Genomic DNA, 18,412 nt, shown 5'->3' with positions numbered 1-18,412 from the left:
GGCGCAGGCTCGGCAGAACCCCAAGAAGTCAGCCACAAGGAGACCGAACCGTGAAGAGCGCCGTGGAGACCCTGAACCCGACCCGGGTTCGGCTCACTGTTGAGGTGCCCTTCGAGGAGCTCAAGGACAGCCTCGACGCGGCGTACAAGAAGATCAACCAGCAGGTCACGGTGAAGGGCTTCCGCAAGGGCAAGATCCCGGCCCGCGTCATCGACCAGCGGTTCGGCCGTGGCGCCGTGCTGGAGGAGGCCGTCAACGACGCGCTGCCCAAGCTCTACACCGAGGCGGTCAACGAGGCGGAGCTGAACCCGCTGGGCCAGCCCGAGGTCGACATCACCGAGCTGAAGGACAACGAGCTGCTGTCCTTCACCGCCGAGGTCGACGTCCGCCCGACCATCGAGATCCCGGACTACTCCGGCATCGAGGTCGAGGTCGACGCCGTCGAGGTCACCGACGAGGACATCGAGAAGTCGGTCCAGCAGCTGCGCGACCGCTTCGCGTCCACGACCCCGGTCGAGCGCGCCGCCGAGGACGGCGACGTGGTCACCATCGACCTGGAGGCCAAGGTCGACGGCGAGGTCCTCGAGGACGGCGTCGCCAAGGACGTCTCCTACACGATCGGCTCCGGTGAGCTGCTGGACGGTATCGACGACGCCGTGAAGGGCCTGTCGGCCGGCGAGGAGGCCACCTTCACCTCCGAGCTGAAGGGCGGCTCGGCGGCCGGCAAGGAGGCCGAGGTGACGGTCAAGGTCACCCAGGTCGCCGCCCGGGAACTGCCGGAGCTGGACGACGAGTTCGCGCAGCTCGCGTCCGAGTTCGACACGCTGGAGGAGCTGAAGGCCGACAGCCGCAAGCGCCTCGAGAACATGAAGCAGTACGACCAGGCCACGCAGGCCCAGGAGCGCGTCCTGGACAAGCTGCTCGAGCTGGTCGAGGTCCCGGTCCCCGAGAAGCTCCTCGAGGACGAGATCAACACCCGTAAGCACAACCTCGAGCACCACCAGCTCGCCCAGATGGGCCTGACCCTCGACCGGTACCTGGAGATCCAGGGCAAGACCGCCGAGGAGTTCGAGACCGAGACGCGCGAGGCCGCGATCAAGGGCATCAAGACCCAGTTCGTCCTGGACGAGCTGGTCAACAAGGAGAAGCTCAACGTCAACCAGGAGGAGCTCACCGAGCACCTCATGCGGCGCGCGGCCTCCTCCGGCATGTCCCCCGACCAGTTCGCCCAGGCGGTCGTCGAGGGCGGCCAGGTCCCGATGCTGGTCGGCGAGGTCGCCCGCGGCAAGGCCCTGGCGCTGGTCGTCGAGGCCGCCACGGTCAAGGACACCAACGGCGAGGTCGTCGACCTGGACGACGAGGAGGAGTCGGAGGAGGCGGACGCCTCCGCCGAGTCCGCGGAGACCACCTCCACGGAGGCCGGCGAGGCCGGCGAGGAGAAGCCGGAGGCGTAACCGCCACCGGCACGACAGCCGTCGGACGGGCCCAGAGGCGCATGCCTCTGGGCCCGTCGCCGTATGCCGCGGCGAACGGAGGACCGGGCCGGGACAGGCTCGCACCGGTATGACGCGTTCATGGCTGGGCGGGCGGGGAAGCGCCCCTGAAGGGGCGCGGGGAACTGCGCGAGCAGCCACCAACGACCCGCACCGACGCGACGACGGCACCCCCCACGGCGACAATGGACTCGGGGCCCGGGGCGGAGCCCCGCGACGGCACCCCCGGCGCCGGGCCCCGCACAACCAAGCCCCGGCACCACCCTCGGCCGGCCCAAGCGGAGCGCATGCGCTCACAGCGAACAGTCCCCTATGCGGGATTCCCCGAAGGGACCCGCGCGTTAGGGTCCATGAATACGAGGGCAGGGGAGTCCCCGAAGCCGCCCCGCAGGGGGTCGGACGGGGTCCCACGCCCCAGCAGAACACGTGAGACGGCCCCGTGCCGTCGTAAGACGAGCAGGTGGATACGTGACGAATCTGATGCCCTCCGCCGCCGGCGAGCCTTCCATCGGTGGCGGCCTCGGCGACCAGGTCTACAGCCGGCTGCTCAACGAGCGGATCATCTTCCTCGGCCAGCCGGTGGACGACGACATCGCCAACCGGATCACCGCACAGCTGCTGCTCCTTGCCGCCGACCCGGACAAGGACATTTACCTGTACATCAACAGCCCTGGTGGTTCCATCACGGCCGGCATGGCGATCTACGACACCATGCAGTACATCAAGAACGACGTGGTGACCATCGCCATGGGCATGGCGGCCTCCATGGGCCAGTTCCTGCTCAGCGCGGGCACGCCGGGCAAGCGTTTCGCCCTGCCCAACGCCGAGATCCTGATCCACCAGCCCTCGGCCGGTCTCGCCGGTTCCGCGTCGGACATCAAGATCCACGCCGAGCGGCTGCTGCACACCAAGAAGCGCATGGCCGAGCTGACCGCCTTCCACACCGGTCAGTCGGTCGAGCAGATCACCCGGGACTCGGACCGCGACCGCTGGTTCGACGCCCAGGAGGCCAAGGAGTACGGCCTGATCGACGACGTCATCACCACCGCTGCCGGCATGCCGGGCGGCGGAGGCACCGGGGCGGGCTCGTAAGGGCTCACCGGGCCCGCTCGAGGCCCGACGGCCGCCCGGGCGGACCGTGAGCCTCCGGCGAGGCCCCAGGGCCCGCGCAGCCGGGCAGCCGCCCGGCCGGCCCCCTGGATCGGCCGAGCCCGACCCGGCCGGCCCGACCGGGCCCGCGAGGGCTCACGGTCCCGGCACGGCCCCCAGGGCCCCCTGGTCGCCCGAACGGCGCCCACGGGCCCGGCAGCGACCGCAGCGGCCGCGCAGGACCCACCAGGACCCGAACAGCCCCCAGCGCACCTCCAGCCCCCAGCCACCGCCCCAGCCCCCTTCAGGAGACACCGTGAACGACTTCCCCGGCAGCGGCCTCTACGACCGTACGCGCGCCGAGTACACCGGCCCGACGGCCGAGTCCCGCTACGTCATCCCGCGCTTCGTCGAGCGCACCTCGCAGGGCATCCGCGAGTACGACCCGTACGCGAAGCTCTTCGAGGAGCGCGTGATCTTCCTCGGCGTCCAGATCGACGACGCCTCCGCCAACGACGTCATGGCGCAGCTGCTGTGCCTGGAGTCGATGGACCCCGACCGTGACATCTCGGTCTACATCAACAGCCCCGGCGGCTCCTTCACCGCGCTCACGGCCATCTACGACACGATGCAGTTCGTGAAGCCGGACATCCAGACGGTCTGCATGGGCCAGGCCGCCTCCGCCGCCGCGGTCCTGCTGGCCGCGGGCACCCCGGGCAAGCGCATGGCGCTGCCGAACGCCCGTGTGCTGATCCACCAGCCCTACAGCGAGACCGGCCGCGGCCAGGTCTCCGACCTGGAGATCGCCGCCAACGAGATCCTCCGGATGCGGACCCAGCTGGAGGAGATGCTGGCCAAGCACTCCACCCAGCCGATCGAGAAGATCCGCGAGGACATCGAGCGCGACAAGATCCTCACGGCCGAGGACGCGTTGCAGTACGGCCTGATCGACCAGATCATCTCTACCCGGAAGATGAACAACACCGCGGTTCGCTGACACGGATCCACGTGATTCGTCACCGGACCTGTATCGTCTGCCGCCCCTTGGCACGGTTTGCCCCGGCTCACGCCGAAGCGAACCGTGCCAAGGGGGGCCCGAACGGGGGGCCCGGCAAGGTACCGTCGACATAAGGCAGCACCAGGAGCCGCTGGACGTAAGGCGTCTCCCAGGCGAAGGGGAAGCACACCGTGGCACGCATCGGTGACGGCGGCGATCTGCTCAAGTGCTCGTTCTGCGGCAAGAGCCAGAAGCAGGTCAAGAAGCTCATCGCAGGCCCCGGTGTGTACATCTGCGACGAGTGCATCGATCTCTGCAACGAGATCATCGAGGAGGAGCTCGCCGAGACGAGCGAGGTGCGCTGGGAGGAGCTCCCGAAGCCCCGCGAGATCTACGAGTTCCTCGAGGGCTACGTGGTCGGCCAGGAGTCGGCCAAGAAGGCTCTGTCCGTCGCGGTGTACAACCACTACAAGCGGGTCCAGGCAGGTGAGAACGGCGGCGCCCAAGGCCGCGACGACGCCATCGAGTTGGCCAAGTCGAACATCCTGCTGCTGGGCCCCACGGGCTCCGGCAAGACGCTGCTCGCCCAGACCCTCGCCCGTATGCTGAACGTCCCGTTCGCCATCGCCGACGCGACGGCGCTGACGGAGGCGGGCTATGTCGGTGAGGACGTCGAGAACATCCTGCTGAAGCTCATCCAGGCGGCCGACTACGACGTCAAGAAGGCCGAGACGGGCATCATCTACATCGACGAGATCGACAAGGTGGCCCGCAAGAGCGAGAACCCGTCGATCACGCGCGACGTGAGCGGCGAGGGCGTCCAGCAGGCCCTGCTGAAGATCCTTGAGGGCACGACGGCCTCGGTGCCCCCGCAGGGCGGCCGCAAACACCCGCACCAGGAGTTCATCCAGATCGACACGACGAACGTGCTGTTCATCGTGGGCGGTGCGTTCGCGGGCCTGGAGAAGATCATCGAGTCGCGGGCCGGCGCGAAGGGCATCGGCTTCGGCGCGACGATCCGCTCCAAGCGGGAACTGGAGGCGAAGGACCAGTTCGAGGACGTGATGCCCGAGGACCTGGTGAAGTTCGGGATGATCCCGGAGTTCATCGGCCGCCTCCCGGTCATCACCTCGGTCCACAACCTCGACCGCAAGGCGCTGCTGCAGATCCTGGTCGAGCCGCGCAACGCCCTGGTGAAGCAGTACCAGCGTCTGTTCGAACTCGACGGTGTGGAACTGGACTTCGAACGCGAGGCCCTCGAAGCGATCGCCGACCAGGCGATCCTGCGCCAGACGGGCGCCCGCGGCCTGCGCGCCATCATGGAGGAGGTCCTCCAGGCGGTGATGTACGAGGTCCCGTCCCGCAAGGACGTGGCGCGCGTCGTCATCACGGCCGACGTCGTGCTCCGCAACGTCAACCCGACCCTGATCCCGCGGGACGCGCGCGGCCGGGGGCCGGGCGAGCAGAAGACGGCGTAACCGCCACCCTCTACCTACGGAGAAGGGCCCGGGTCAACCGACCCGGGCCCTTCTCCGTTGCGGCATACGGCGGTTCAGGCCTTGACGCGCACGTCGTTGCGGAGCTTGGCGGTGAGGTTGGCCTCGTCCTCCAGCGAGGGGCTCTTGCCGGCCAGGAGGGAAGCGTCGCTGGAGGTCATGTAGGCGACCGTGCTGTGGTCAGCCCAGATGCAGAAGGGCACCTGCACGGTCTTGCCACCGACCGCGCCCTGCGAGGCCTGGCACTTCATGACGCCGTTGAAGCCGTCGGGCGTGAAGGACTGCGGACTGCCGACGACCTTGCCGCCGGTGCCGGAGGAGGAGTTCTTGTCGGAGTTCTGCTTGACCTTGGCGAACATCGCGTCGACGACCTTCTCCGGGTCGTTGATGGTCCCGTACACGCCCGTGAAGACCAGGCGCTTGGTGGCGAGACCCGAGCCCGAGGTGTAGCCGGCGCTCACGTCCTTGGGGCTGTTGACCCCCCACGACTCGAAGTCCCTGAGGTCGGATTCCGTCATGTCCGCCGAGGACGAGGCGCCGTCGTCCTTCTTGTACGCGCCGCCGATGACCGTGTCCGGCGCCGTCAGCTTGTGGGGGCCGTCGTCCGCAAGGCCGGATGAGCTGCCGCCCCCGATCACGAAGTACGCCCCCACCGCGACCGCCGCCGCCACCACCGCGACCGCGCCGATGATGACCCCGGTCTTCTTCTTGCCGCCGTCCGGGAGCGGCGGCTGCGGGACGGCGCCGTAGGGGGCCTGGCCGTACGGCGGCTGCGGCTGCTGCTGGCTGTAATACGGGTTCTGCTGGGGCGGGACGCCCTGCGGGGTCTGCTGGGGGTAGCCGTAGCCGGGCGCCGGCGGGGTCTGCTGGGGGTAGCCGTAGCCGGGCTGGGGCGGGGGTGCCTGCGGCGGCTGACCGTAGGGGCCCGGCTGACCGTACGGCCCCGGCTGCCCCTGCCCCGGCTGACCGTACGGCCCCGGCTGCTGGGGCTGCCCGCCGTACGGGCCCGGCTGGTTGTAGCTCATCGTTCTGGGTTCCCCTCCAGACGCTTATGTGGCCCTGACATCCTGGCGCAAGCCGGGGGAACCCCGGGTCGCCGGGGGGCTTGCCGTTACAGAAGAATCCCGTTTCGGGACGGGGCCGTGACACCTCTAAACTGACCCCCGTGACCGAGAACGCTCAGCAGCAGCCATCAGCGCCCCACACCGAACTGCCGACCCAGTACGCGCCGGCCGATGTAGAGGGGCCGCTGTACGAGCGCTGGGTGGAGCGGGGTTACTTCGAGGCGGACGAGAAGAGCGACAAACCGCCGTACACCATCGTCATCCCGCCGCCGAACGTCACCGGCTCCCTGCACCTCGGGCACGCCTTCGAGCACACCCTCATCGATGCCCTGACCCGCCGCAAGCGCATGCAGGGCTACGAGACGCTGTGGCAGCCCGGCATGGACCACGCCGGCATCGCCACGCAGAACGTGGTCGAGCGGGAGCTCGCCAAGGAGGGCAAGTCCCGCCACGACCTGGGGCGGGAGGCCTTCGTCGAGCGGGTCTGGCAGTGGAAGGCCGAGTCCGGAGGGCAGATCTCCGGCCAGATGCGCCGCCTCGGTGACGGCGTCGCCTGGTCGCGCGAGCGCTTCACCATGGACGAGGGCCTCTCCCAGGCCGTCCAGACCATCTTCAAGCGGCTCTACGACGACGAGCTGATCTACCGCGCCGAGCGCATCATCAACTGGTGTCCGCGCTGCCTGACCGCCATCTCCGACATCGAGGTGGAGTATCAGGACGACGACGGCGAGCTCGTCTCGATGAAGTACGGCGACGGGGACGACACCATCGTCGTCGCCACCACCCGTGCCGAGACGATGCTCGGTGACACCGCCGTCGCCGTCCACCCCGACGACGAGCGCTACAAGCACCTGGTCGGCAAGCTCGTCAAGCTGCCGCTCACGGACCGCTCCATCCCGGTCGTCGCCGACGAGCACGTCGACCCCGAGTTCGGCACCGGCGCCGTCAAGGTCACCCCGGCCCACGACCCGAACGACTTCGAGATCGGCCAGCGCCACGACCTGCCCGCCATCACCGTGATGGACGAGCACGCCGTCATCACCGCGCACGGCCCCTTCCAGGGCCTGGACCGCTTCGAGGCCCGCTCCGCGATCGTCGCCGCGCTGCGTGCCGACGGCCGGATCGTCGCCGAGAAGCGGCCGTACGTCCACTCCGTCGGCCACTGCTCGCGCTGCAAGACGACCATCGAGCCGCGCCTGTCCATGCAGTGGTGGGTCAAGGTCGGCCCGCTGGCCAAGGCCGCCGGTGACGCCGTCCGCGACGGACGTGTCAAGATCCATCCGCAGGAGATGGAGAAGCGGTACTTCGACTGGGTGGACAACCTCCACGACTGGTGCATCTCGCGCCAGTTGTGGTGGGGGCACCGGATCCCCGTCTGGTACGGCCCGGACGGCGAGGTCGTCTGTGTCGGCCCGGACGAGGAGCCGCCGAGCGGTGAGGGCTGGCGTCAGGACACCGACGTCCTCGACACCTGGTTCTCCTCCGGCCTGTGGCCCTTCTCCACGCTGGGCTGGCCGGAGCAGACCGAGAGCCTCGCGAAGTTCTACCCGAACTCCGTCCTGGTCACCGGCTACGACATCCTCTTCTTCTGGGTCGCCCGGATGATGATGTTCGGCCTGTACGCGATGGACGGCACCCCGCCGTTCCACACCATCGCCCTGCACGGCATGGTCCGCGACCAGTTCGGCAAGAAGATGTCGAAGTCCTTCGGCAACGCGGTCAACCCGCTGGACTGGATGGACAAGTACGGCTCGGACGCGCTCCGGTTCACCCTGGCGCGCGGCGCGAACCCGGGTGTCGACGTCCCGATCGGCGAGGACTGGGTCCAGGGCTCCCGCAACTTCGCCAACAAGATCTGGAACGCGACCCGCTTCGCGCTGATGAACGGCGCCACGGTCGAGGGTCCGTTGCCCTCGCCCGAGCGGATGTCGGCCACCGACCGCTGGATCCTCTCCCGCCTCAACTCGGTCGTCGCGGAAGTCGACGCCTTCTACGACGACTACCAGTTCGCCAAGCTGTCCGACGCCCTGTTCCACTTCGCGTGGGACGAGGTCTTCGACTGGTACGTCGAGCTGTCCAAGACGACCTTCCAGGCGGGCGGCGAGCCGGCCGAGGTCAGCAAGCGGGTCCTCGGCGAGGTCCTCGACGTCACGCTGAAGCTGCTGCACCCGGTCGTCCCGTTCGTCACGGAGACGCTGTGGACCACCCTCACGGGCGGTGAGTCCGTCGTCATCGCGGACTGGCCGACGGACAGTGGCTTCCGGGACGAGGCGGCCGAGAAGGAGATCGAGACCCTCCAGTCGGTGATCACCGAGGTCCGCCGCTTCCGCGCCGACCAGGGCCTGCAGCCGGGCCAGCGGGTCCCGGCCCGCCTGACCCTGGACGGTACGCCGCTGGCCCCGCACGAGGCCGCCATCCGCCAGCTGCTGCGCCTGCAGCCGGAGGGCGAGGGCTTCACGGCGACGGCGACCCTGCCGGTCGCGGGCGCCACGGTGGCGCTGGACCTGTCCGGCACGATCGACGTGGCGGCCGAGCGGAAGCGGCTCGCGAAGGATCTGGCCGCCGCGGAGAAGGAGAAGGCGCAGGCTACGGCGAAGCTGGGGAACGAGGCGTTCCTGGCGAAGGCGCCGGAGCCGGTGGTGGAGAAGATCCGTACGCGGCTGGCCAAGGCCGAGGAGGACATCGCGCGGATCCAGGCCCAGCTGGAGCGGTTGCCGCAGGCGTAGCCGGTCGGCGGAGCTCCGCCCACCCGGGCCGCTGTGGCGGCACGGGTGGGCGTTGGGGTGCCCTCCTGCTCGAAGAACTTGGGGGAGGCACCCCGCAGGCGCGGGCAAGCGAAACCCGCCCCGGCCGCCCAGGGCCCCCGGAACCTCAAGGCTCCGGGGGCCTTGACGCACGGTTGTCACCGCTCCTCCGTAGACTGGCCCCGTGAGTGACCTGCCCCCGCGTGACCCCAACGAGAGCGATCCCTTCGAGCAGATCGTCGAGGCCGAGACCGACCTTCCCCAAGCTCTCGACTCCGCTCGAGCAGGGGAGACCCCAACCCCCGACCTCGCGCTGATCGAGGCCGGCAGCCGCACCCTGCGCACCCAGGGCGGCCCGCCGCAGGCCGACGTGCCCACGCGGCCCGAGGACCCCGAGGTCGACCGGGCGCTGCGCGAGGTGGAGGCCGAGCTGGCCACCCGCTGGGGCGAGACCAAGCTGGAGCCGTCCGTCAGCCGGATCTCCGCGCTGATGGACGTGCTGGGGGAGCCGCAGCGGTCGTACCCCTCGATCCACATCACGGGGACGAACGGCAAGACCTCCACCGCACGCATGATCGAGGCCCTCCTCGGCGCCTTCGAACTGCGCACCGGCCGGTACACCAGCCCCCACGTGCAGTCGATCACCGAGCGCATCAGCCTGGACGGCGCCCCGATCTCCGCCGAGCGGTTTGTCGAGACGTACCAGGACATCAAGTCGTACATCGAGATGGTCGACGCCTCCCAGGAGTACCGGCTGTCCTTCTTCGAGGTGCTCACGGGGATGGCGTACGCCGCCTTCGCCGACGCGCCCGTGGACGTCGCGGTCGTCGAGGTCGGCATGGGCGGCAGCTGGGACGCCACCAATGTGATCGACGGGGACGTCGCCGTCGTCACCCCCATCGACCTGGACCACACCGACCGGCTCGGCTCCACACCCGGCGAGATCGCGGGGGAGAAGGCCGGCATCATCAAGCAGGACTCCACCGTCATCCTGGCCCAGCAGCCGGTCGACGCGGCCCAGGTACTGCTCAAGAAGGCCGTGGAGGTGGACGCGACCGTGGCCCGCGAGGGGCTGGAGTTCGGGGTCGTGTCGCGGCACGTGGCGGTCGGTGGGCAGCTCCTGACGCTGCGCGGCCTCGGCGGCGAGTACGACGAGGTGTACCTGCCGCTGCACGGCGCCTACCAGGCCCACAACGCCGCCGTGGCGCTCGCCGCGGTGGAGGCGTTCTTCGGCGTCGGCTCCCAGCGTCCGGAGCCGCTGGACATCGACACGGTCCGCAAGGCCTTCGCGTCGGTGTCGTCGCCGGGCCGCCTGGAGGTCGTACGGCGCTCCCCGACGGTCGTCCTGGACGCCGCCCACAACCCGGCGGGCGCCCGGGCCACCGCGGAGGCGGTGAGCGAGGCGTTCGACTTCAGCCGGCTGATCGGCGTCGTGGGGGCGAGCGGCGACAAGAACGTGCGGGGGCTGCTCGAGGCCTTCGAACCGATCTTCGCCGAGGTCGTGGTCACCCAGAACTCCAGCCATCGCGCGATGGACGCGGACGAGCTGGCCGCGATCGCCGTCGAGGTCTTCGGCGAGGACCGCGTCCAGGTCGAGCCGCGGCTGCCGGACGCCCTGGAGGCGGCGATCACGCTGGCCGAGGAGGAGGGGGAGTACGCGGGTGCCGGTGTGCTCGTCACCGGTTCCGTCATCACCGTCGGCGAGGCCCGACTGCTGCTGGGGAAGGGCTGACCTCTCGTGCGTACGCTGTGTGCTTCGACCCTGATCGGCGAGTTCTTCGTCATCGGGTTCGCCGGCCTGGTCGCCATGAAGGACCCGGGCCTGTCCACGGGGACGGTGTGGACGGTCAGCGGGATCGCGATGGTGCTGAGCATCCTGCTGTGCGGCATGATCAACCGGCCCGGCGGGGTCCAGCTGGGCTGGGCGCTGCAGATCGCGCTGATCGCCTCCGGGTTCTTCGTGCCGACGATGTTCTTCATGGGTGCGGTCTTCGCCGCCCTGTGGTGGGCGTCGGTCCACTACGGGCGGAAGATCGACGAGGCCAAGGCCCGCTTCGCCGCGGAGAGCGGCGAAAACAGCCCTGCCTAGTTCACGACGGGCCGAAGCGGGGGTCCGGGGGCGACAGCTCCCGGACGGCCACCGCGCAAGAGGGCACCTGACGCTGCGTAACGTCCACCGCTGCCTCCCCTGTAACCTCTACGCACCGAAAACCTTGGTAAAGGAGCCCTCTCGTGACCTCGCGCACCCTCGTCCTCCTCAAGCCCGACGCCGTTCGTCGCGGGCTGATCGGCGAGATCATCGGCCGTATCGAGCGCAAGGCCGGCTGGACCATCAGCGCGCTGGACATGCGCACCCTGGACCAGGACACGCTGGAGCAGCACTACGGCGAGCACAAGGGCAAGCCGTTCTACGAGCCGCTGGTGGAGTTCATGGCCTCCGGTCCGGTCGTGGCGCTCGTCGTCGAGGGTGAGCGGGTCATCGAGGGCATGCGCGCGCTGGCCGGGTCCACCGACCCCCTCGCCGCCACCCCGGGCTCCATCCGCGGCGACTTCGGCGTGATCGTCCGCGAGAACCTGATCCACGCCTCCGACTCCGAGGAGTCCGCCGAGCGCGAGCTGAAGATCTTCTTTCCCGGGCGCTTCTGAGCCCAAGGAATGATGAACTTCCGAACCCGTCTTGTGGATGATTTCTGAGGGTTTGTCACGTCACCCGGTTGCCGTAACGGCTCCACCGGGATTCCCCGGGCCCGAAAACCCGCCGACCCTTGGCATATGCGGCGCGTTCGGGGGAACGGCTACCCCCGAACGCCCGTCTCCAGAAGCGAGGCGAGGCGTCATCTGATGACAATGGCGGAGACCCTCGCGCAGTGTTTCGTGCAGGCGAGACTACGATGTAAGCCTTCACGTCACAGCACCCACTTCGCCGCCCCAACGAAAGCTGTCCAACGCTCCACTTGGGAAGGCCAGACGAATCCTGATGGGGAACTCAATGTCGTTCATCGGCCGTGACATGGCTGTCGACCTCGGGACCGCCAACACGCTGGTGTACGTCAGGGGTCGCGGGATCGTACTCAACGAGCCGTCCGTCGTCGCGATCAACACCAACACCGGTGGCATCCTCGCGGTCGGCGCGGAAGCGAAGAAGATGATCGGCCGCACGCCGGGCAACATCGTGGCCGTGCGCCCGCTGAAGGACGGCGTGATCGCCGACTTCGAGATCACCGAGCGGATGCTCCGCTACTTCATCCTGAAGATCCACAAGCGGCGGTATCTGGCTCGTCCCCGGGTCGTCGTCTGTGTGCCGTCGGGCATCACGGGCGTCGAGCGCCGGGCCGTCATCGAGGCGTCCTCCCAGGCCGGCGCCCGCCAGGTGCACATCATCGAGGAGCCCATGGCCGCCGCCATCGGCTCCGGCCTGCCGGTCCACGAGGCCACGGGCAACATGGTGGTGGACATCGGCGGCGGCACCACGGAGGTCGCGGTCATCTCGCTGGGCGGTATCGTCACCGCCCAGTCCATCCGCGTCGCGGGTGACGAACTGGACAACGCGATCATCCAGTACGTCAAGAAGGAGTACTCGCTCCTCCTCGGTGAGCGGACGGCCGAACAGATCAAGATCACGATCGGTTCGGCGTACGACCTCGACACTGACGAGCACACCGAAATCCGCGGCCGGGACCTGGTGTCCGGGCTGCCCAAGACCGTGGTCATCTCGGCGGCCGAGGTCCGCAAGGCCATCGAGGAACCGGTCAACGCGATCGTGGACGCGGTCAAGACGACCCTCGACAAGTGCCCGCCGGAGCTGTCCGGCGACGTCATGGACCGCGGGATCGTCCTCACCGGCGGCGGCGCCCTGCTGCGCGGCCTCGACGAGCGGCTGCGCCGGGAGACCGGCATGCCGATCCACATCGCCGAGGACCCGCTGGACAGCGTGGCGCTCGGCTCCGGCAAGTGCGTCGAGGAGTTCGAGGCGCTCCAGCAGGTGCTGGACGCCCAGCCCCGCAGATGACGCGACGCGCCGATTCCGCCGTACGAGACGATCTGTGCTCGTGCGGCGGATCGTTGATATAGAGGCATAAGCCCCCAAGCGCCTCCAATCGAACCTCCCGACCGAACCTCTCGACCGAATCTCCACGCAAAAACCTCCACGCAAGACCCCCCACGCAAGACCCCCGACGCAAGACCCCCCACGCAAGACCCCCATCCCCAACCTCCCATCCGACGAGGAAGGCACGGCCGCCGCACGTGAGGGACACACGAGAGAGCCGGCTGCTCCTGGTGCTGCTGATCGCCATCGCGTTCGCTCTGATCACGGTGGACATCCGCGGTGGCCAGGACTCACCGGTCGAAGGTGCCCGCCAGGCCGCCGCCACGGTCTTCGGCCCGATCGAGAACGGGGTGTCGTCCGCCGTCGACCCCGTGGGCAACGCGATCGCGGCCGTACGCGACTCCGGCAGCCGGCACGACCGCATCGCCCAACTGGAGCGCGACAACGCGGCCTTGAAGGCGAAGCTGGGCAGCGACGACCGCAACCGCAGCCGCCTCAAGCAGCTCGACAAGATGATCCGGGTGGCGGGCGAGGGCCAGTACGGCATCAAGGGCGCGGAGGTCATCGGGATAGGAGCCGCCCAGGGCTTCTCCTGGACCGTCACCATCGACGTGGGCGCCAACGACGGGATCAGGCGCGACATGACCGTCCTCAACGGCGACGGGCTGGTCGGCCGTGTCACCACCGTCGGCCCCGACGCCTCTACGGTGCTGCTGGCCAACGACCCGGACTTCACCGTCGGCACCCGCATGGAGGGCAGCGACGAACTCGGTTTCGCCTCCGGGCAGGGCGACCGTCCGCTGCGCGTGCAGCTCCTCAACGCCAAGGCGGACGTGAAGAAGGGCGACCGTCTGGTCACCTTCGGTTCCGAGGCCGACAAGCCGTTCGTGCCGGGTGTCCCGGTCGGTGTGGTCTCCCGGGTCGACCCGTCCGGCGGCGGCCTGACCCGCACCATCTACGTGACCCCGTTCGTGTCCTTCACCAAGCTCGATGTCGTCGGCGTCGTCGTCCAGGCGCCGAAGAAGGACCCGCGCGACACCGTCCTGCCACCGAAGCCACAGCCGACGCCCACGCCGACCGTGACCGTCACCGTCACCCCCTCGGCCTCAGCGGGCACCCCGCAGCAGACGCCCTAGGAGCCGAACGATGCGCCTCAACCGGATGCTGCTCGCCACCCCCCTGGTCCTGGTCGCCCTGGTGATCCAGGTGAGCGTCCTCGCCCGCCTGCACCTGCCCGGCGCCGTCCCGGACCTGGTGCTGCTGACCGTCGTCGGCCTCGCCCTGGTCTACGGCCACGTCGGCGGCAGCCTCGTCGGCTTCGGCGCGGGCCTGCTCTCCGACCTCGCCCCGCCCGCCGACCACGCCGCCGGCCGCTACGCCCTCGTGCTGTGCGTCATCGGCTACCTCGCCGGACTCGCCAAACCCGAGAGCGGCCGCCTGAAGTCCGCCAGCGGCCCCATGGTCGTGGTCGTCGCCGCCGCGATCGGCTCCACCCTGCTGTACGCGGGCGTGGGCGCCCTCGTCGGCGACACCGCCGCCCGCCATGTCGGCCTGCCCAGCCTGCTGTTCACCGCCGCGCTGTACGACCTGCTGCTCGCGCCCTTCGTGGTCCCCGGGATCATGGCACTGGCCCGCCGCACCGAGAACGACCCGCTCGCCGAGGCCAACTCCGCCAAGGCGGCCGACGTCTCCTCCGGCTGGCTGTCCTCCGGCACCGGGCTGCGCATCGGCAGCCAGCGCAGCGGCCTGCGGGTCAGAGCCGCCAAGGCCCGGGTGGCCCGAGCGGGCCGCATCAAGGGGGTCAAGCGGCTGTGACGAGCAGTGAACCGGCCGTCAAGGCCCTGTCCTATGCCGTTCATGTGCGCTGAGAGGGGGCGGCAGCAGTGACCAACATCCCCGAGACCGGGCGGACTCCACGCGTCCAGATCCGGCTCGTCGTCATCCAGATCCTCGTCCTCTCCCTGCTCGGCACCCTCGGCGGCCGCCTGTGGTACCTGCAGATCCGCGAGGGCGCCCAGTACCAGAAGGAGGCGTCCGGCAACCACGTCCAGCAGGTCGTCCAGCCCGCGGTGCGCGGCGAGATCCTGGACGCACGCGGCGTCCCGCTCGCCGACAACGAGACCAAGCTCGTGGTCTCCGCCTCCCGCACCGACCTGCTGAAGATGAAGGACGGCGGCAAGGCCGTGCTGACCAAACTGTCCGGCGTGCTGGGCATGAAACCCCAGGACGTGATGGACAAGGTCCGGCTGTGCGACGCCAAGACGCCGCAGCCCTGCTGGAACGGCTCCCCGTACCAGCCCATCCCCATCACCGACGAGGCCACGCCCCGGCAGGCGATGCAGATCCGCGAAAGCTCCGAGGATTTCCCCGGCATCACCGCCGAGCCGGAGGCCGTGCGCCGCTACCCGAGCCCCGGCGACGCCAACACCGCGCAGGTGCTGGGTTATCTCTCGCCGGTCACGGACGCGGAGATCCAGCAGGCCAAGAACACCGACTCCCCGTATCTGCGCTCCGACATGGTCGGCCGCTCCGGCCTCGAGCGCCAGTACGACAAGGAGCTGCGGGGCAAGGCCGGCGTCACCCGCTACGAGGTGGACAACCTCGGCCGCGTCATCGGCAAGGCCAAGTCGGACGCCGCCGAACCCGGCTCCAACCTGATCACCAGCATCGACGCCCGGGTGCAGCGGGTCGCCGAGTACGAGCTGGACCGCGCCATGAAGGCCGCCCGCACCCAGTTCGACAAGAACACCGGGGAGAACTACAAGGCCGACTCCGGCGCCGTCGTCGTGATGGAGGCCAAGACCGGCCGCGTCGTCGCCATGGCGTCCGCCCCCACGTACGACCCGAACGTGTGGGTCGGCGGGATCTCCGCCAAGGACTACAAGAAGCTCACCGGCAAGGACTCCGACTACCCGCTGCTCAACCGGGCCATCCAGGGCCAGTCCGCGCCCGGCTCCACCTTCAAGGTGGTCTCCACGGCCGCCGCCCTCCAGGCCGGCTACGCCTTCGACGGCAACTACCCGTGCACCAGCTCCTACTCGGTGGGCGGCCAGGTCTTCAAGAACTTCGAGGGGGAGAACTTCGGCCCGATCTCGCTCGGCCGGGCCCTGGAGGTCTCCTGCGACACCGTCTTCTACGGCCTCGCCGACAACGAGTGGAAGAAGGACGGCGGCATCAACCCCAAGAAGGGCCAGCCCAAGGACTGGTTCTTCAAGACCGCCCACCAGTTCGGCCTCGGCAAGCCCACCGGCATCGACCTGCCCAACGAGGTCTCCGGCCGCGTCCCCGACCGCGAGTGGAAGCAGAAGTACTGGGAGGCCAACAAGGACGCCTGGTGCAGGACCGGCAAGAAGGACGGCAGTTACGTCGAGAAGATCGCGTACGAGAACTGCCTCGAGGGCAACAAGATGCGCGAGGGTGACGAGATCAACTACTCGATCGGCCAGGGCGACACCCTCCTGACCCCGATCCAGGAGGCCGTCATGTACTCGGCGATCTCCAACGGCGGCACCCTGTGGGACCCGACCATCGGCAAGGCGATCGTCAGCCCCGACGGCAAGAGGGTCACCGAGATCAAGCCCAAGTCGCACGGCCGGCTGCCGATCGACGCCAAGACGCGGGACGTCATGGAGGAGGCCCTCGCGGGCGTCGTCACCCGCGGTACCGCCGCCTGGAAGTTCGGCGGCTGGCCGCAGGACAAGATCCCGCTGCACGCCAAGACGGGTACCGCCGAGGTCTACGGCAAGCAGACCACCTCATGGCTGTCCACGTTCTCCAAGGACTACGCGGTCGTGATGACGATCTCCCAGGCCGGTACCGGTTCCGGCGCCTCCGGTGAGGCCGTCCACAACATCTACAACGCCCTGTACGGCGTCCAGTCCGACGGCTCGATCGACAAGAAGAAGGCGCTGCTGTACACCCCGCAGCAGGGCCTGCCCAAGATCCAGCCCGACGGCTCGATCGTCGCCCCGAAGATCGAGAAGTACGACCCCAACGCCAACCAGGCCAGCCCCTCGCCCGGGCAGACAGCGCCCACCGACAACCCGCCGGCCACCGCGCCGTCGCCGACCGCGAGCAACCGGAACACCCGACGGCGCACGGGCCGCCCCAAGAAGAGGCGGAGGATCCTCACGTGACCGGAGCGAACAACTTCTCCGTCTCCGGATACGGGCCCGAGCGGGCCGGCTGGACGCGGATCTTCGCCCGCGACGGCCTGGCCCGCCGCCTCGACTGGCCGATACTGCTGTCGGCCCTGACCCTGTCCCTGATCGGCACGGCCCTCGTCTACTCGGCCACCCGCAACCGCACCGAGATCAACCAGGGCGACCCGTACTACTTCCTGATCCGGCACCTGATGAACACCGGCATCGGGATCGCCCTGATGATCGGCACGATCTGGCTCGGCCACCGGACCCTGCGCACCGCCGTGCCGATCCTGTACGGCATCTCGCTGTTCATGGTGCTGCTGGTGCTCACCCCGCTCGGCGCCACCATCAACGGCAACCGCAACTGGATCGTCTTCGGCGGCGGCTTCTCCCTCCAGCCCTCCGAGTTCGTGAAGATCACGATCATCCTGGGCATGGCGATGCTGCTCGCGGCCCGGGTCGACGCGGGCGACAAGCCGTACCCCGACCACCGGACAGTCGCGCAGTCCCTGGGCCTGGCCGCGGTCCCGATGATGATCGTCATGCTGATGCCGGACCTCGGCTCGACGATGGTCATGGCGGTCATCGTGCTGGGCGTACTGCTCGCCTCCGGCGCCTCCAACCGCTGGATCTTCGGCCTGCTCACCGCCGGCGCCGTCGGCGCGATCGCCGTCTGGCAGCTGCACGTCCTGGACCAGTACCAGATCAACCGCTTCGCCGCCTTCGCCAACCCCGACCTCGACCCCTCGGGCGTCGGCTACAACACCAACCAGGCGCGCATCGCGATCGGCTCCGGCGGACTGACCGGCGCGGGACTGTTCCACGGCTCCCAGACCACCGGCCAGTTCGTGCCCGAACAGCAGACCGACTTCGTCTTCACGGTCGCGGGGGAGGAGCTGGGCTTCCTCGGCGCCGGCCTGATCCTCGTCCTGCTCGGCGTCGTCCTGTGGCGGGCCTGCCGGATCGCCCGCGAGACGACCGAGCTGTACGGCACGATCGTCGCCGCCGGCATCATCGCCTGGTTCGCCTTCCAGTCCTTCGAGAACGTCGGCATGACCCTCGGCATCATGCCGGTCGCGGGACTTCCGCTGCCGTTCGTGTCGTACGGCGGCTCGTCGATGTTCGCCGTCTGGATAGCGGTGGGACTGCTGCAGTCGATCCGGGTGCAGCGGCCGATGTCGGCGTAGGCCCCGCCGGTTGGGCCGGTCGCGCGGTGCCGGGGCCGGTCGGGGTGCCCGCGTCTGGGGGCTCCGCCCCCCCAGACCCCCGATCGGCCTGAACGGCTTCGCCCAGAAAGGCCGGACAGGCTCAGTCGCCCCCTGCCGTCCCGCACCGA

14 protein-coding genes are annotated in these 18,412 nt (G+C 69.3%); 13 read left to right on the top strand and 1 reads right to left on the bottom strand.

The window, feature by feature from the left end:
* Positions 1-50: 50 nt before the first annotated feature.
* From tig to clpX, 4 genes are all read left to right on the top strand, one after another.
* Complete coding sequence (gene tig, locus ACFYZJ_RS14040; protein ID WP_388566927.1) at positions 51-1,454, top strand: trigger factor; 1,404 nt, start codon at positions 51-53, stop codon at positions 1,452-1,454.
* Positions 1,455-1,973: 519 nt separating this feature from the next.
* Positions 1,974-2,585, top strand: a complete 612-nt coding sequence (locus tag ACFYZJ_RS14035) for an ATP-dependent Clp protease proteolytic subunit (RefSeq protein ID WP_388567609.1) — start codon at positions 1,974-1,976, stop codon at positions 2,583-2,585.
* A gap of 313 nt (positions 2,586-2,898) precedes the next feature.
* Positions 2,899-3,579, top strand: coding sequence for an ATP-dependent Clp protease proteolytic subunit (locus ACFYZJ_RS14030; RefSeq protein ID WP_388566925.1), 681 nt, complete (start codon positions 2,899-2,901; stop codon positions 3,577-3,579).
* Between the two features lie 191 nt (positions 3,580-3,770).
* Positions 3,771-5,057: an ATP-dependent Clp protease ATP-binding subunit ClpX gene (gene clpX / locus ACFYZJ_RS14025; protein ID WP_388566922.1), complete on the top strand. Its 1,287-nt coding sequence runs from the start codon at positions 3,771-3,773 to the stop codon at positions 5,055-5,057.
* A gap of 74 nt (positions 5,058-5,131) precedes the next feature.
* Here the strand turns inward: clpX and ACFYZJ_RS14020 are convergent, their stop codons facing one another.
* Positions 5,132-6,100, bottom strand: a complete 969-nt coding sequence (locus ACFYZJ_RS14020) for a hypothetical protein (protein WP_388566919.1) — start codon at positions 6,098-6,100, stop codon at positions 5,132-5,134.
* A gap of 140 nt (positions 6,101-6,240) precedes the next feature.
* Between ACFYZJ_RS14020 and ACFYZJ_RS14015 the strand changes: the two genes are divergently transcribed.
* The 9 genes from ACFYZJ_RS14015 (at position 6,241) to rodA (ending at position 18,263) form a co-directional block, all read left to right on the top strand.
* Positions 6,241-8,865: a valine--tRNA ligase gene (locus ACFYZJ_RS14015; RefSeq protein ID WP_388566916.1), complete on the top strand. Its 2,625-nt coding sequence runs from the start codon at positions 6,241-6,243 to the stop codon at positions 8,863-8,865.
* A gap of 202 nt (positions 8,866-9,067) precedes the next feature.
* The gene (locus ACFYZJ_RS14010) at positions 9,068-10,615 is read left to right on the top strand and encodes a bifunctional folylpolyglutamate synthase/dihydrofolate synthase (RefSeq protein ID WP_388566913.1); all 1,548 of its coding nucleotides are present in this window, start codon (positions 9,068-9,070) and stop codon (positions 10,613-10,615) included.
* Positions 10,616-10,621: 6 nt separating this feature from the next.
* On the top strand, positions 10,622-10,972 hold the full coding sequence (locus tag ACFYZJ_RS14005; protein ID WP_388566910.1) for a DUF4233 domain-containing protein: 351 nt from the start codon (positions 10,622-10,624) through the stop codon (positions 10,970-10,972).
* 143 nt (positions 10,973-11,115) lie between these two features.
* Positions 11,116-11,529: a nucleoside-diphosphate kinase gene (ndk, locus tag ACFYZJ_RS14000; protein ID WP_388566908.1), complete on the top strand. Its 414-nt coding sequence runs from the start codon at positions 11,116-11,118 to the stop codon at positions 11,527-11,529.
* 343 nt (positions 11,530-11,872) lie between these two features.
* Positions 11,873-12,892, top strand: a complete 1,020-nt coding sequence (locus ACFYZJ_RS13995; RefSeq protein WP_103845224.1) for a rod shape-determining protein — start codon at positions 11,873-11,875, stop codon at positions 12,890-12,892.
* Positions 12,893-13,128: 236 nt separating this feature from the next.
* Positions 13,129-14,067, top strand: a complete 939-nt coding sequence (gene mreC / locus ACFYZJ_RS13990; RefSeq protein WP_388566905.1) for a rod shape-determining protein MreC — start codon at positions 13,129-13,131, stop codon at positions 14,065-14,067.
* Between the two features lie 10 nt (positions 14,068-14,077).
* Entirely contained in the window at positions 14,078-14,746 is a 669-nt protein-coding gene (mreD, locus tag ACFYZJ_RS13985; protein ID WP_388566902.1) for a rod shape-determining protein MreD, read from the top strand.
* Positions 14,747-14,814: 68 nt separating this feature from the next.
* Positions 14,815-17,067, top strand: coding sequence for a penicillin-binding protein 2 (gene mrdA / locus ACFYZJ_RS13980; protein ID WP_388566899.1), 2,253 nt, complete (start codon positions 14,815-14,817; stop codon positions 17,065-17,067).
* On the top strand, positions 17,064-18,263 hold the full coding sequence (rodA, locus tag ACFYZJ_RS13975; RefSeq protein ID WP_388566896.1) for a rod shape-determining protein RodA: 1,200 nt from the start codon (positions 17,064-17,066) through the stop codon (positions 18,261-18,263). Before mrdA ends, rodA begins: the two co-directional genes overlap by 4 nt.
* Positions 18,264-18,412 lie beyond the last annotated feature (149 nt).

It is taken from the genome of Streptomyces sp. NPDC001848 (assembly GCF_042891915.1).
Taxonomy (GTDB): Bacteria; Actinomycetota; Actinomycetes; order Streptomycetales; family Streptomycetaceae; genus Streptomyces.
This window is presented reverse-complemented; position numbering and strand designations above follow the sequence as displayed.

Excerpts from the sequence above, each read along its gene's own strand:
- ACFYZJ_RS14035 (WP_388567609.1), top strand. The coding sequence starts at position 1,974 with ATGCCCTCCGCCGCCGGCGAGCCTTCCATCGGTGGCGGCCTCGGCGAC.
- ACFYZJ_RS14020 (WP_388566919.1), bottom strand. The coding sequence starts at position 6,100 with ATGAGCTACAACCAGCCGGGCCCGTACGGCGGGCAGCCCCAGCAGCCG.
- ACFYZJ_RS13995 (WP_103845224.1), top strand. The coding sequence starts at position 11,873 with ATGTCGTTCATCGGCCGTGACATGGCTGTCGACCTCGGGACCGCCAAC.
- mreD (WP_388566902.1), top strand. The coding sequence starts at position 14,078 with ATGCGCCTCAACCGGATGCTGCTCGCCACCCCCCTGGTCCTGGTCGCC.